This window comes from Xenorhabdus sp. IM139775 (assembly GCF_028598745.1).
In the GTDB taxonomy this organism is placed as follows: domain Bacteria; phylum Pseudomonadota; class Gammaproteobacteria; order Enterobacterales; family Enterobacteriaceae; genus Xenorhabdus.
Genome location: NZ_JAQRFK010000017.1, coordinates 43042 through 57626, shown reverse-complemented (window position 1 = coordinate 57626; position 14585 = coordinate 43042). Strand labels below are relative to the sequence as shown.

The window sequence follows — 14585 nt, the reverse complement described above, 5'->3', positions numbered from 1 at the left end:
AATTCGGTGGTGCGGTAGTTCAGTTGGTTAGAATACCGGCCTGTCACGCCGGGGGTCGCGGGTTCGAGTCCCGTCCGCACCGCCACCGTATTTAGGGGCGTAGTTCAATTGGTAGAGCACCGGTCTCCAAAACCGGGTGTTGGGAGTTCGAGTCTCTCCGCCCCTGCCAGTTAACAACTAAGTAATAATTGATATAGCTTTCAGATTAATAGCCCAGCTAGTTTTAGCTGGGTTTTTTCTTTTTGTGGTTGTTTTTTATGCGGTTCTAAATGTTATGCCTAATGCCTAATGCCTAATGCCTAATGCCTAATGCCTCATCGTTTTAACGTATTGTTGTTCTTATATATTGTTCTTATATAGTTTTAATCTCTAGTCTCGTGTCATTCTCATTTCTTTGTAGGCGCGGCTCCTTTGCGCACTATACCGTATATCAATCCTTACTTTTTGTTATAAAAGTTGCTATTGGGTAGTTACTGGGATAGCTACAGGCGCTTTTTCGACAGGAATTTTTAATAAATGTTGGATAAGGGCTTGTTGGTCACTGTTTTGCAGCCATACAGCATACAACGGGCGTTTTATTAACTCATTATTAGGTGAGGCAACGAGTGTTGGATATTCTTCTTGCCAATGTATAGGAAGAAAAGTAGCGGCATTAACACTATCCAATAATTCTCTGGCAATATGTGCTGATGTGGTTGTAATAATAGGTGGAAAATCACTCTTTAAGATTTGTTGTTCTTGCTGATGAAAATCTGCTCCCCACTCTAACTTAATATAATTTTCTACTCCTCTGTCAAGATTATGCCGGGTTGTTAATAAGACAAGCTGGATATTACCTATTAACTGACTTTGAAACTCATCCATTTTAGGGGGTTCAGTGGTAATTAAGAGATCCAATTCGCGAGAATGCAATTGCTTGACGAGTGACTGGCGTGTCGAAACCAGAGACTCAACCCGTGTTTCCCGATGGTGTTGATAAAATGTATTTAACCAAGATGTTAGATAACTTTCCCATAAGGATGCGGTAGCGCCGATAGAAAGTTTAGTGTGCTGGGCGACATAATTGATCTCTTTCTTTGCCAATTGCCAGGTACTCATTAGTGATTCTGCATAGGGTACTAGCCGTTCTCCGGCTGCTGTCAGGCGAATATTATTGCGATGTCGTGTGAATAAATTGGCACCCAACTGATTTTCTAGTTGTCGGATCCGAAAGCTAACAGCGGATTGTGTTAAATAAAGCGATTCAGCTGCCCGACCAAAGTGACGAGTCTTACTGACTTCCAAAAAGGTTTTCAGTAATTCAGTGTCCACATGCATCTCCAATAGTTTTTGTCGTTAAGATTCAAATATTTTGTTTTACAGAATGTCAAGCCTCCCTAATACTCCGCGCCATAATTAGTATGACATTAGAGTTAGGAGTGTGTCAGATGGCTGAAAGCTTCATCACGACTAATCGTTTTTTTGATAATAAACATTATCCACGTGGATTTTCCCGTCATGGTGATTTCACCATCAAAGAGGCTCAATTGCTAGAACGTCATGGTCATGCGTTCAATGAATTGGACCTTGGTAAACGCGAACCCCAAACAGAAGAAGAAAAACTGTTTGTTGCAGTTTGCCGTGGTGAACGTGCCCCGGCAACGACAGAGGAAAATGTATGGACTAAGTATTTGGCTAAAATTAGGCGTCCAAAACGTTTTCATACTCTTTCCGGCGGAAAACCTCAGGTTGATCCTGCAGAGGACTATACCGATACTGATGATTAATACCATCATTGATATTAATGATCTATGCAAGAGGGGCAAATTGCTCCTCTTGTAGCCGATAACTTATCCAGCCTGTTTTTGTAATTGAATAAGTAACCTATCCATGCTTCGGTAGCTCAATGCTTCCATAATATCCGGTTTTTCTATACTTTTTTGTTCTTTTAAGTCTGCAATTGTGCGGGAAACCCTGAGTATTCTATGCCAGGCACGTATAGACAGCCCTAATTTCAATAAAGTATTTTCCAGAAAAACGGCATTTTCCATGCTAATTTTGCAAATATCTTCGGTTTGTTTGCTACTGAGATGAGCATTGATGTGTCCACACCGCTCTATTTGTATTTTTCTTGCTATTGCTACGCGTTTTTTAACTTCCTGACTGTTTTCGCCATGTTTTGTTGATGATTGACTTAAAATTCCTGGCGGAAGTAGAGGAACTTCAATGGAAAGGTCAAAACGATCTAGAAAAGGGCCTGAAAGTTTGGAAAGGTAGCGTAATACTTGGTGTGGACTACTTCGGTTATGCATCCCCTGATGATAGCCGGTCGGGCTAGGGTTCATGGCTGCAATCAGTTGAACTTGAGCAGGAAAACAGACTTTTGCCTTGGCGCGGGAAATCACTATTTCGCCAGATTCCAACGGCTCACGCAGGGCGTCAAGGACACTACGATTAAATTCAGGCAACTCATCTAAAAATAACACACCATTATGGGCAAGAGAAATTTCGCCTGGTTTAGGTATTGAACCCCCGCCAACAAGAGCCGCCATTGAAGCACTATGATGAGGAGCCCTAAATGGGCGTGTATGCCATTTTTGAGGATTAATTGGATGTCCGGATAAGCTATTGATTGCCGCGACGTCCAGAGCTTCCTGATGCGTCAATGGGGGTAGCAAACTACATAATCGACTGGCAAGCATGGTCTTGCCGGTTCCTGGGGGGCCGAGTAACAGAAGATTATGTCCGCCAGCGGCGGTAATTTCCAGTGCTCGTTTGGCTTGCTCCTGACCAATAATATCTTGTATATCCAAAGTAAAGGATTCTGTCTGTGGTTCAACAGGGGGAGGGGAAGATAAAGTGACTTTTTCTCCCTGTTTTCCCAGTTTTCCCTGTTCTCCCTGTAAAAAATGGCAGACTTGGAGCAAATGGTTTGCTAGTAGTGTTTCGTTCTGGGACAAAATTGCCAGTTCAGCTTGATTCTCTGAAGAAAGGATCAGTTGTCTTTCTGCTTTTTTTGCGCTCAAGGCCGCAGGAATTGCTCCCGTGACTCGCCGGATTTCACCTGAAAGGGCTAACTCACCCAAAAATTCGTAATTATGTAGCTTATTTGTCGAGATTTGCTCCGATGCAGCCAAAATTGCGATCGCGATGGGTAAATCATATCTTCCTCCTTCTTTGGGCAGATCCGCTGGCGCTAAATTGACGGTGATCCTTTTAGGCGGATAAGTAAAACCACTATTGATCAGAGCACTTCGGACACGATCTCTGGCTTCCTTTACGGTAGTTTCAGGTAAACCAACAAGGGTAAGACCGGGTAAGCCATTGCTGATATGTGCTTCTATCGTGACGATAGGTGAATCAATACCAATCGTTGCCCGTGTATGAATAACGGCAAGTGCCATGATGCTCTCCTTAGCAAGAAAGCTGTTATCATGAATCGATAAAAAATAATGAAAAGTCATCTTTCGTTATTTTGCGAAAAGGCTCGTAAATATATTTGGGTTTGGATTGTCTTTTTGCCATGTTATAGAAACTTAGAAGATTAACTGGTTTTTTTATTGTTTTGTTTATCAATTATGTTATTAAACAATCAAATGACGATTATTTCTGAGAGAAAAATGAGTAAATACCAGTGAATTTATCTATTTTTAGTTATCTAAATGAAAAATATAAATAAAATAAATTTATTATGAAAAAATAAAAATAATCGTTGTCAATTATCATAGAAAGTGTTAACTCTTAAATATACGTTAAGCATACGAATCAAAAACGAATAAAATTATGAACGCATTTGTCCTAGTGATTAGCCTAATTATTGTGAGCGTGGTGGTGATTATTCCACCGTGCGGGGCTGCACTTGGACGAAGAATGGTTTAGATAGCAAATTAGCCAGATTCCGAAAAACCCCCGCACCGAAAGGCGCGGGGGTTTTTTTTAAGCCCAACATATAGATCAACACGTAGACACGAATAAAACAAAACATCATAACAGCCAATGGCAAGGTAAACATAACAGGGGAGGCGGCAATGAACGGGGCAAAATGGGTTGTAGAAGCACTACGAACACAGGGAATTGAAAAAGTTTTTGGTTATCCGGGTGGAGCCATCATGCCAGTTTATGATGCGTTGTATGACGGAGGTGTTGAGCACATCTTATGTCGCCATGAACAAGGCGCAGCGATGGCGGCGATTGGCTATGCGAGAGCAAGTGGTAAACCCGGCGTTTGCATCGCGACATCAGGGCCAGGAGCGACAAACTTAATCACGGGATTGGCCGACGCATTAGTGGATTCTGTTCCTGTTATCGCCATTACCGGCCAAGTCAGTTCTGCATTTATAGGGACGGATGCCTTTCAGGAAGTCGATATACTGGGAATGTCTCTTTCTTGTACAAAGCATAGCTTTCTTGTTGACTCACTGGAAAAATTACCTCAAGTCATGGCTGATGCTTTTAGCATTGCCATGAGTGGTCGTCCCGGCCCTGTTCTGATTGATTTACCGAAAGATATTCAGTTGGCCCAAGGGGATTTTACCCCCTATTTGATACCGACTCCCCCTACGCTTTCCTTACCAAAACAAGAGATTGAGCTGGCTCGTCAAATGTTGGCTTCATCTCAGAAACCTATTTTGTACGTAGGGGGAGGGGTTGGCATATCCGGGGCTGTTCCCGAGTTGCGCCATTTTGTCGCTGAAACCGGCATTCCCGTTGTTTCCACATTGAAAGGTTTGGGCGCGGCAGATTTTGAACATGAATGCTATCTGGGAATGTTAGGGATGCATGGCACTAAAGCCGCCAATCTTGCCGTTCAATCCTGTGATTTGTTAATTGCGGTGGGGGCGCGTTTTGATGACCGTGTTACCGGGAAGCTGAATACTTTTGCACCTCATGCCAACGTTATTCATTTGGATATTGACCCCGTTGAATTCAATAAATTACGCCAGGCCTATGTTTCATTATTGGGTGATTTAAAAGCCTTGCTACCTCATTTACAACAGCCTTTATCGATCCAAGTCTGGCAGCAAGAAATCAAACAATTAAAAAACGAACATGCATGGCGTTATGACCATCAGGGCGAAAGTATTTATGCTCCTTTGCTGTTGAAGCAAGTTTCTGAACGAGCATCGCCCAGTACAGTTATTACCACGGATGTTGGGCAGCATCAGATGTGGGCTGCCCAACACATGACTTTTAGTCAACCAGAGAATTTCATCACATCAAGTGGATTAGGCACGATGGGATTTGGTATTCCGGCCGCGATTGGCGCTCAGATGGCGCGTCCGGAAGATAGGGTTATCTGCATATCTGGTGATGGCTCTTTCATGATGAACGTTCAGGAATTGGGCACCATTAAACGCCAGAAATTGCCGGTCAAACTGATCTTATTGGATAACCAAAGGCTGGGTATGGTTCGTCAGTGGCAAGAGTTGTTTTTTGACAAACGTTATAGCGAAACAATCTTAACGGATAACCCTGATTTTCTTACATTAGCGCAGGCCTTTGGTATTCCGGGACAGCGAATAACTGATAAAACACAAGTGGATGAAGCATTAGATGCGTTGTTCAATAGCGAAGGCCCGTATCTATTACATGTGTCTATTGAGGCATTAGAGAATGTCTGGCCGCTGGTTCCACCAGGCGCAAGCAACGAAACCATGTTGGAGAAATCATTATGATACAGCATCAACTTGCTATTGAGGCGCGGTCTTGTCCTGAGATTTTGGAACGGATACTCAGGGTGACCCGTCACCGCGGATTTCAGATATGTGCATTGAATATGGATCATACAGCAGATAGTGATAATGTAAGTATTGAGCTTACCGTCACCAGCCAGCGTCCCATTAATTTACTTTTTTCTCAATTAATGAAATTGGTGGATGTAGCTGGTGTTGAGATCAAAGACAAAAAATCACGATTAATAAGCGCATAATGCGCCATTGAAGGAAAACTGAGAATGACAAAGCAAGCCGATTATATTTGGTTCAATGGGGAAATGGTGCCTTGGGCAGAGGCGAAAGTTCACGTTATGTCCCATGCCTTACATTATGGGACCTCGGTATTTGAAGGGATTCGTTGCTATGACTCCCACAAAGGACCCGTTGTTTTTCGTCACCGTGAACATATGCAGCGTTTGCATGACTCAGCCAAGATTTACCGCTTTCCCGTAAGCCAAAGTGTTGATGAATTGATGGCGGCTTGCCGTGAAACTCTGCGTAAAAATAAATTAGTCAGTGCTTACGTTCGCCCATTGGTATTTGTGGGGGATGTCGGAATGGGCGTCAACCCACCCGCTGGTTATAAAACAGACGTTATTATAGCCGCTTTCCCATGGGGAGCTTATCTCGGTGAAGACGCCTTGGATCAGGGCATTGATGCGATGGTTTCTTCATGGAATCGCGTGGCTGCAAATACGATCCCGACAGGCGCAAAAGCGGGAGGCAATTATCTCTCCTCTTTGCTGGTGGGAAGTGAAGCACGACGTCATGGTTATCAGGAAGGTATTGCACTGGATGTTCATGGTTATATTTCAGAAGGTGCGGGCGAAAACCTGTTTGAAGTGAAGAATGGTATTTTATTCACGCCGCCATTTACGTCATCGGCCCTGCCGGGGATCACCCGTGATGCCATCATCAAGTTGGCACAGGATCTTGGTCTGGAAGTTCGTGAACAGGCACTTTCTCGCGAATCGCTGTATTTAGCGGATGAAGTGTTTATGACAGGAACGGCGGCGGAGATCACCCCTGTTCGTAGCGTAGATGGTATTCAGGTTGGTATTGGCAAATGTGGCCCAGTCACGAAAAAAATCCAAAGCGCGTTCTTTGGCTTATTTAATGGGACGACAGAAGATAAATGGGGCTGGTTGGACCCGGTTAACCCTTAATAAAAAATATAAAACCCAACAGGCGGTCGTTCCCCGCCTGTTTTGATTGCTGAAATTAGAGATTCATTGACAAGACTGACATGGGAGTGAAGACAATGCCTAAATACCGTTCTGCCACAACGACTCATGGGCGCAATATGGCGGGAGCCCGCGCCTTATGGCGAGCCACAGGTATGACTGATGCAGATTTTGGAAAGCCGATCATTGCGGTTGTTAACTCATTCACGCAGTTCGTGCCGGGGCATGTACATCTGCGTGATCTCGGCAAGCTGGTGGCAGAGCAGATTGAAGCGTCAGGCGGTGTGGCGAAAGAGTTTAATACCATCGCGGTTGATGACGGTATTGCGATGGGGCATGGCGGAATGCTCTATTCATTACCTTCGCGTGAGTTGATCGCAGATTCGGTGGAATACATGGTCAATGCCCACTGTGCTGATGCCATGGTGTGTATTTCCAACTGCGACAAAATCACGCCAGGCATGTTGATGGCCTCTCTGCGCTTAAATATTCCGGTTATTTTTGTTTCCGGTGGCCCAATGGAAGCAGGTAAGACGCAATTATCTGAACAACTGATCAAGCTGGATTTGGTCGATGCCATGATTCAGGGGGCCAACCCAAATGTCAGTGATGAACAAAGCGATCAAATCGAACGCTCAGCGTGCCCGACGTGTGGTTCTTGCTCTGGTATGTTTACAGCGAATTCGATGAATTGCCTGACCGAAGCGCTTGGGCTTTCACAGCCGGGTAATGGTTCATTGCTCGCGACACACGCCGATCGTAAAACCCTGTTTATCAATGCGGGTAAACGCATTGTCGCATTGACTAAACGTTATTATGAACAAAATGACGACAGTGTTCTCCCGCGCAATATTGCGACCAAGGCTGCGTTTGAAAATGCCATGATACTGGATATTGCGATGGGCGGTTCGACTAACACCGTTCTGCATTTGTTGGCCGCAGCACAGGAAGCGGAAGTTGACTTCACGATGACGGATATTGATCGCCTGTCCCGTCAGGTGCCTCATTTATGTAAAGTTGCCCCAAGCACGCAGAAATACCATATGGAAGACGTACATCGTGCCGGTGGTGTGATTGGGATACTGGGTGAGCTTGATCGCGCAGGGCTTTTGCATCGCGAAGTGAAAAATATTTTGGGTTTGGATTTGCCACAAACGTTGGCCCAGTACGACATCATGCTGACAGAAGATGAAAGTATTAAAAGCATGTATTCAGCTGGGCCGGCGGGCATTCGTACCACGCGGGCCTTCTCACAGGATTGTCGTTGGCCATCGCTGGATGCGGATCGCGAAGCAGGATGTATTCGTAAACGCACCCATGCTTACAGTCAGGATGGTGGTCTGGCCGTTTTATTTGGCAACATTGCCATCGATGGCTGCATTGTGAAAACAGCAGGCGTTGATGAAGAAATCCTGTCCTTCCGTGGGCCAGCTAAAGTTTACGAAAGTCAGGAAGATGCCGTAGAAGCCATTCTCGGTGGAAAAGTGGTGGCAGGCGACGTGGTTGTTATTCGCTATGAAGGGCCGAAGGGCGGCCCAGGTATGCAAGAAATGCTCTATCCCACCACTTATTTGAAATCCATGGGGTTGGGAAAAAGTTGTGCGTTGATTACGGATGGGCGTTTCTCAGGAGGAACATCGGGATTATCTATCGGTCACGTCTCTCCGGAGGCAGCAAATGGAGGCGTGATTGGCCTGATTTATGACGGCGATATCATCAATATTGATATTCCAAACCGTAAAATTCAGTTGGATGTGCCGGAAACAGAACTTGCAGAACGCACACAAGCTGAATTATCCCGTGGGGATAAAGCGTGGACACCTAAATCCCGTGAGCGTCAGGTTTCCTTGGCATTACGTGCTTACGCATCATTGGCAACGAGTGCAGACAAAGGTGCTGTGCGTGACAAAACCAAACTGGGGAGCTGATTGTGGCGGTTTATCCTCTTAATAATACCGAACCCAAGGGCGCAGAATATCTCAAGGCTGCATTGAGTGCACCGGTTTATGATGTTGCGCAGATCACGCCCTTACAGGAAATGAAAAAAATCTCTGCGCGTTTAGGCAATACGATTTTGGTGAAACGAGAAGATCGCCAGTTGGTGCATAGTTTCAAATTGCGCGGTGCGTACGCGATGATCGCGGGGTTGGCGGAAGAGCAAAAAAGCAAAGGGGTGATCACCGCTTCCGCAGGCAACCATGCCCAAGGTGTTGCCTTATCAGCCAGTAAGGTTGGCATAAAAGCCACCATTGTCATGCCGATAGCGACAGCCGATATTAAAGTCGATGCCGTTCGCAGTTTTGGTGGCGAGGTTTTGTTGCACGGTGCGAATTTTGATGAAGCGAAAGAAAAAGCCATTGAGATAGCAAAGGAGCACGGTTACACCTTCGTTCCGCCCTTTGACCACCCTGTCGTGATTGCCGGGCAGGCCACGTTGGCGATGGAACTGCTCCAGCAGGATGCTCATCTTGATCGCATCTTCGTTCCGGTGGGTGGTGGTGGATTGATTGCCGGCGTGGCAGTGCTCATCAAACAGCTTGTTCCTGAAATGAAAGTGATTGGTGTGGAAGCCGAAGACTCTGCCTGTTTGAAAGCGGCGCTGGAAGCAGGGCATCCGGTGGATTTGCCACGCGTTGGATTATTTGCAGAAGGCGTGGCTGTTAAACGCATTGGCGACGAAACGTTTCGTTTATGCCAGCAATATGTCGATGATGTCATTACTGTAGACAGTGATGCTATCTGCGCTGCCATGAAAGATATTTTTGAAGATGTCAGGGCCGTTGCAGAACCTTCCGGTGCGCTGGCGCTGGCCGGCTTGAAGAAATATGTCCAGCAACATCAGATTCAGGGAGAACGATTGGCGCATATTCTCTCGGGTGCCAATATGAATTTTCATGGGTTGCGTTACGTTTCAGAACGCTGTGAGCTTGGGGAACAACGCGAAGCCTTGCTGGCAGTGACTATTCCCGAACAGAAGGGGAGTTTCTTGCAGTTTTGCCAGATATTGGGCACGCGTGTTGTGACTGAATTCAGCTATCGTTATTCGGATGCAACGGACTCAAACCAAGCCTGCATTTTTGTGGGGATCAGATTGAGTCGGGGGAATGCCGAACGTCATGAAATCATTGAAGAGTTAAAAGCATCGGGATATCAAGTCACCGATTTGACCGATGATGAAATGGCGAAACTGCATGTTCGTTACATGATCGGCGGCAGGCCATCCAAGCCATTGCAGGAACGGTTGTTTAGTTTTGCCTTTCCTGAATCGTCGGGTGCTTTGCTGAAGTTTTTGCAGACTCTGGGGACTCACTGGAATATCACGCTGTTTCATTACCGTAGCTACGGCACCGATTATGGGCGGGTATTGGCCGCGTTTGAGCTTTCAGGGCCAGAAGTGCGTTTCGATCGTTATTTGGATGCACTGGGCTACGAATATCATGATGAAACTGACAATCCCTCGTTTAAATTATTTTTAACTTAAATAAAAAATAGCAAAATAACCTCCTTTTTTTGGGGGTATTTTGCTGATTTTATTCCTTATTTCATTTCGCCTTGCTTTGTCATGGTGGAATTCGCCATCCCGATTAAAAATAACATCACCAGGAAAAGAAAAGCGAATAACCAATAAATTTCATTGGCGGCCATAATGAGCCCTTGGTGAGTGATTTCATATGCCAACTGATGACTGATTTGGGTATGCGATAAGCCCAGTTGTTGCATATTCTCATAATCGATGATTAATATTGCCGGCGATAATAAAACCGTATAATTGCTGTGAACCCTGTTCAGTATCAATTTGTATCTTTGACAAATCATAAGAAACACTTAATTGGATACAAGGATGTCGGTGCCATTCTGTTTTCATATGATGAGAAAGCACCAAATACTGTTTGTGATATTGATATAACCTGACGGCCTCAAGATATCTGTCTATTTTGCGTCGCATATAAAATGACCTACACTCAGATTATAACGATTGCCAAATTACAATAGCGCCCAGAATGCCTTAATCAGCGGTTCATTTAAACGCTTACTTAACGCGCAGACACCCAATTCAAACGGTTCGACCAGAGAAATATTTTCCAGTAATGAGATGCGGTTACGTACCGGCTCGGGGCTGTTTTCGACCACAACCGCCGGGATCAGCGCAATGCCGCAACCTAATGCCACCATAGAAACAATTGCTTCATGACCGGAAACCGTCGCGTAAATGACGGGATGCAGGATCTTATGCCGCCGGAACCAAAGTTCAATGCGCTTACGGGAAGGGCCGTGTTCGGGCAGGATAAAAGGAATGCGATCCCAGTCAGGGTGCGTCTGTGTGGCGAGCTTTCTCACGGTGCAAGGCAGGGAAGGAGCAATCAGCACCAGCGGTATTTCGCCTATTTTGGTGAAGCTGACATTATCTGGTAGTTTCTCCGGCTTGCCTGCAATTCCCAAATCCGCAGCACCGGATTGAACCCGATCAACCGCATCAGCCGCATCGCCTGTTGTCAGCTTGATTTCTACCAAGGGATGTTCTGCCCGAAATTTATCCAATACTTGTGGAAGATGGCTATATGCTGCCGTGACGGAACAGAATAGACGCAACTCGCCCGTCAGTGATGGACTTTGACGGTTTAATGAATGCTGTAGCTGTTTATATTGCAGAAGCGTTTGTTGGGCAAATTGTTTGAGTTGTTCACCGGCCGGGGTCAATTTTACCGTTCGGTTATCCCGCAGAAAAAGCGGGTGCCCCAATAATTCTTCAAGGCGCTGGATCTGGCGTGAAAGGGTGGAGGGACTGACATACATGGCCTTGGCTGAACGCCCAAAGTGACAACTTTCCGCCAAGTGTAAAAACAGTTTTAAATCACGTAGATCCATGGTCTTGGCCCTTTATCCAGAGGATTTTTGCCGTAAGAAAGCATGTTGCATAAATTGCAATGTAGTCTTGTTAATATATCAATTTCAGCAATGGCTTTCATGTCATATATTGTCTTCATATATTGTCTCTATGCAAACGACCTCACATCTCTAATTATATCGGAGTCACCATGGCTAATTATTTTGATACGTTGAATCTGCGCCAAAAATTGGCGCAGTTAGGCAAATGCCGGTTTATGGCGCGGGAAGAATTTGCTGACGAAGCGGGGTATTTAAAAGGCAAGAAAGTGGTGATCATCGGTTGTGGTGCCCAAGGGCTGAACCAAGGCCTGAATATGCGTGATTCTGGTTTAGATATTGCCTATGCGCTGCGTCAAGAAGCCATTGATGAAAAACGACCCTCATGGCGTAAGGCAACCGAAAATGGTTTCAGGGTTGGCACTTATGAAGCGTTAGTCCCACAGGCCGATTTGGTTATCAACCTGACACCAGACAAACAGCATTCAGTGGTGGTTCAGGCGGTTCAACCCCTGATGAAAGAAGGCGCAGCGTTAGGCTATTCCCACGGTTTCAATATCGTCGAAGTGGGTGAGCAGATCCGCAAAGATATCACCGTCGTGATGGTTGCCCCTAAATGCCCGGGTACGGAAGTGCGCGAAGAGTATAAGCGTGGATTCGGTGTGCCTACCCTGATTGCGGTACACCCGGAAAATGATGCAAAAGGTGAAGGGATGGCGATCGCAAAAGCGTGGGCCGCCGCGACAGGGGGGCATCGGGCAGGTGTGCTGGGATCTTCTTTCGTTGCAGAAGTGAAATCTGACCTGATGGGAGAACAGACTATTCTGTGTGGCATGTTACAGGCGGGTTCTCTGTTGTGCTATGACCAACTGGTTGCTGAGGGTATCGAACCCGGCTATGCCGGAAAATTAATCCAGTTTGGCTGGGAAACGATCACCGAAGCGCTGAAGCAGGGCGGCATTACATTGATGATGGATCGTCTTTCCAATCCAGCGAAATTGCGGGCTTATGCCCTGTCTGAACAACTGAAAACCATTTTGGCCCCGTTGTTCCGGAAACATATGGATGACATCATTTCGGGTGAATTCTCGGCCACAATGATGGCAGACTGGGCGAATGATGATAAGAACTTGCTGGCTTGGCGTGAAGAAACCGGTAAAACATCCTTTGAAAATTATCCAGATTATACCGGGCATATCAGTGAACAAGAATACTTTGATCATGGCGTTTTGATGATTGCCATGGTCAAGGCCGGGGTAGAACTGGCATTTGAAACGATGGTTGATACCGGCATCATTGAAGAATCTGCTTATTATGAATCGTTGCATGAACTGCCGTTGATTGCGAATACCATTGCCCGCAAGCGCCTGTATGAAATGAACGTGGTCATTTCTGATACCGCGGAATATGGTAACTACTTATTCTCATACGTCGCGGTTCCGTTGCTGAAAGCGAAATTCATGGCAACCCTGCAAGCCGGGGATTTAGGTAAAGCCGTTGTCGATCGTAGCTTCGATAATGCGCAGTTGCGTGATGTGAATGAAGCAATCCGTAACCATCCGATTGAAGTTATCGGCCGCACCCTGCGTGGTTATATGACAGACATGAAACGCATTGCCGTCGGTGGCTAACCTTATATGTTACCCTGCCCGACGTTATTTTATCGGGCAGGGAGATCTTGCCCCTTTACAGATCGAATTTCCGTTTCAGTTCATCAATGGCTTGTCGCTGAAATGCTTCAAATCGTTCCTTCGGTTGCTGCGATTGGATCATGTTCAGCGCGGGATCGTTGACCTTAGTACGCACGCCGCTTAATTCCTCCATGACCGCTAACCCACAGAAAGGCACATAGGCTTCGGAATAGCCCCCTTCGTGAACGATGACTAATTTGCCCTGACACAGCGCATCGGCGGCTTGCTGTACCTTGCGGGTCATTTCACGGAAGCTGTCACTGTGTAACTGCATTCTTGCCAGCGGATCAAACGCATTGGCATCATAGCCGCAAGCAACGATGATCAATTCAGGTTGGTAACGTTGCAATGCAGGGATCACAATACTATCCATCGCATAAAGATAACTATTGTGCCCGGCGCCTGCCATTAACGGGATATTGATATTGAAACCTTCTCCTTTGCCGGCGCCGATATCTTCTTCGCCACTATAACTTTCGGGATAGCAGCCATCCTGATGCAGTGAAATGGTCAGAACATCGTCACGCTCCCAGAAGATATGCTGTGTCCCATTACCGTGGTGCACATCCCAGTCAATGACGGCGATTCGACCCACCCCAATCTGCGCTTTGGCGTGTTCAATCGCGAGGGCAATATTGGCAAGGAAGCAGAAGCCCATAGCTTGATCTGGCAGGCAGTGGTGCCCGGGCGGGCGGGAAAGGCTATAAGCATTATCCAGTTCGCCCTGTAACACGGCTTTCACCGCAGCATAGGTCAGCCCGGCGGACAGTTTGGCGATGTCATAACTGCCTTGTCCTATTGGCGCTTCTGAGCCTAACATTCCCCCGCCCTGATCACTTAGCGATTTAAAACGCTGTAAATAATCTTCGGTGTGAACCCGTTTCAGCGTGGCGTCGTCGAGAGGTTCAGCACCACGCAGTTGCAATGAATGGCTTAATCCTGAAACATCGATTAAACTTTTCATTCTGCGTTTGGTTTCTGGTGACTCGGCATGTCCTGCACTCGTGGGAGGTTGTACCCACCCTCCAACCGGAAATGTCAAAACATGTTGTAATCCAGAATGATGCCAGAAACAGAGTTCATCAAAGAAAAAGCCTGTCTTACGTAGCATGTTACATCCTCTTTGATCCCGT

The 14585-nt window shown here is 46.1% G+C and carries 13 protein-coding genes and 2 tRNA genes; 10 read left to right on the top strand and 5 right to left on the bottom strand.

All coding sequences use genetic code 11. The features are described from left to right. The first annotated feature begins 8 nt into the window (after nt 1–8). Nucleotides 9–85: transfer RNA gene (locus tag PSI17_RS06140), tRNA-Asp, on the top strand. Between the two features lie 8 nt (nt 86–93). Further along, nucleotides 94–169, top strand: a tRNA-Trp gene (locus PSI17_RS06135). A 290-nt stretch (nt 170–459) separates the two neighbouring features. Here the strand turns inward: PSI17_RS06135 and hdfR are convergent. After that, on the bottom strand, nt 460–1311 hold the full coding sequence (gene hdfR, locus PSI17_RS06130; RefSeq protein WP_273551124.1) for an HTH-type transcriptional regulator HdfR: 852 nt from the start codon (nt 1309–1311) through the stop codon (nt 460–462). A 116-nt stretch (nt 1312–1427) separates the two neighbouring features. Between hdfR and PSI17_RS06125 the strand changes: the two genes are divergently transcribed. Beyond that, nucleotides 1428–1766 carry a DUF413 domain-containing protein gene (locus PSI17_RS06125; RefSeq protein WP_273551123.1) on the top strand — a complete coding sequence of 113 codons (339 nt, stop codon included), beginning with the start codon at nt 1428–1430 and terminating at the stop codon, nt 1764–1766. 63 nt (nt 1767–1829) lie between these two features. Here PSI17_RS06125 and PSI17_RS06120 read toward each other — a convergent pair whose 3' ends face one another. Next, nucleotides 1830–3383 (bottom strand): YifB family Mg chelatase-like AAA ATPase, encoded by a 1554-nt coding sequence (locus tag PSI17_RS06120; protein ID WP_273551122.1) that lies wholly within the window; start codon nt 3381–3383, stop codon nt 1830–1832. 379 nt (nt 3384–3762) lie between these two features. Between PSI17_RS06120 and PSI17_RS06115 the strand changes: the two genes are divergently transcribed. The 6 genes from PSI17_RS06115 to ilvA all read left to right on the top strand — a co-directional run bounded on the left by PSI17_RS06115 (nt 3763) and on the right by ilvA (nt 10358). Next, nucleotides 3763–3858, top strand: coding sequence for an IlvGEDA operon leader peptide (locus tag PSI17_RS06115; protein ID WP_273551121.1), 96 nt, complete (start codon nt 3763–3765; stop codon nt 3856–3858). A gap of 149 nt (nt 3859–4007) precedes the next feature. Then, the gene (ilvG, locus tag PSI17_RS06110) at nt 4008–5654 is read left to right on the top strand and encodes an acetolactate synthase 2 catalytic subunit (protein ID WP_273551120.1); all 1647 of its coding nucleotides are present in this window, start codon (nt 4008–4010) and stop codon (nt 5652–5654) included. Further along, nucleotides 5651–5908, top strand: a complete 258-nt coding sequence (ilvM, locus tag PSI17_RS06105) for an acetolactate synthase 2 small subunit (RefSeq protein WP_273551119.1) — start codon at nt 5651–5653, stop codon at nt 5906–5908. The genes ilvG and ilvM overlap by 4 nt, the downstream gene beginning before the upstream one ends. 24 nt (nt 5909–5932) lie before the next feature. After that, complete coding sequence (locus tag PSI17_RS06100; protein ID WP_273551118.1) at nt 5933–6859, top strand: branched-chain amino acid transaminase; 927 nt, start codon at nt 5933–5935, stop codon at nt 6857–6859. 95 nt (nt 6860–6954) lie between these two features. Next, nucleotides 6955–8805, top strand: coding sequence for a dihydroxy-acid dehydratase (ilvD, locus tag PSI17_RS06095; RefSeq protein WP_273551117.1), 1851 nt, complete (start codon nt 6955–6957; stop codon nt 8803–8805). 2 nt (nt 8806–8807) lie between these two features. After that, nucleotides 8808–10358: a threonine ammonia-lyase, biosynthetic gene (ilvA, locus tag PSI17_RS06090; RefSeq protein WP_273551116.1), complete on the top strand. Its 1551-nt coding sequence runs from the start codon at nt 8808–8810 to the stop codon at nt 10356–10358. Between the two features lie 56 nt (nt 10359–10414). Here ilvA and PSI17_RS06085 read toward each other — a convergent pair whose 3' ends face one another. Both PSI17_RS06085 and ilvY read right to left on the bottom strand, forming a co-directional pair. After that, on the bottom strand, nt 10415–10597 hold the full coding sequence (locus PSI17_RS06085; protein WP_273551115.1) for a hypothetical protein: 183 nt from the start codon (nt 10595–10597) through the stop codon (nt 10415–10417). Between the two features lie 264 nt (nt 10598–10861). Further along, complete coding sequence (gene ilvY / locus PSI17_RS06080) at nt 10862–11743, bottom strand: HTH-type transcriptional activator IlvY (RefSeq protein WP_273551114.1); 882 nt, start codon at nt 11741–11743, stop codon at nt 10862–10864. A gap of 170 nt (nt 11744–11913) precedes the next feature. Here ilvY and ilvC point away from each other — a divergent pair, with 170 nt between their 5' ends. Beyond that, entirely contained in the window at nt 11914–13392 is a 1479-nt protein-coding gene (gene ilvC, locus PSI17_RS06075) for a ketol-acid reductoisomerase (RefSeq protein WP_273551113.1), read from the top strand. 55 nt (nt 13393–13447) lie between these two features. Here ilvC and PSI17_RS06070 read toward each other — a convergent pair whose 3' ends face one another. After that, nucleotides 13448–14563 carry a class II histone deacetylase gene (locus tag PSI17_RS06070; protein ID WP_273551112.1) on the bottom strand — a complete coding sequence of 372 codons (1116 nt, stop codon included), beginning with the start codon at nt 14561–14563 and terminating at the stop codon, nt 13448–13450. Nucleotides 14564–14585: the final 22 nt, after the last annotated feature.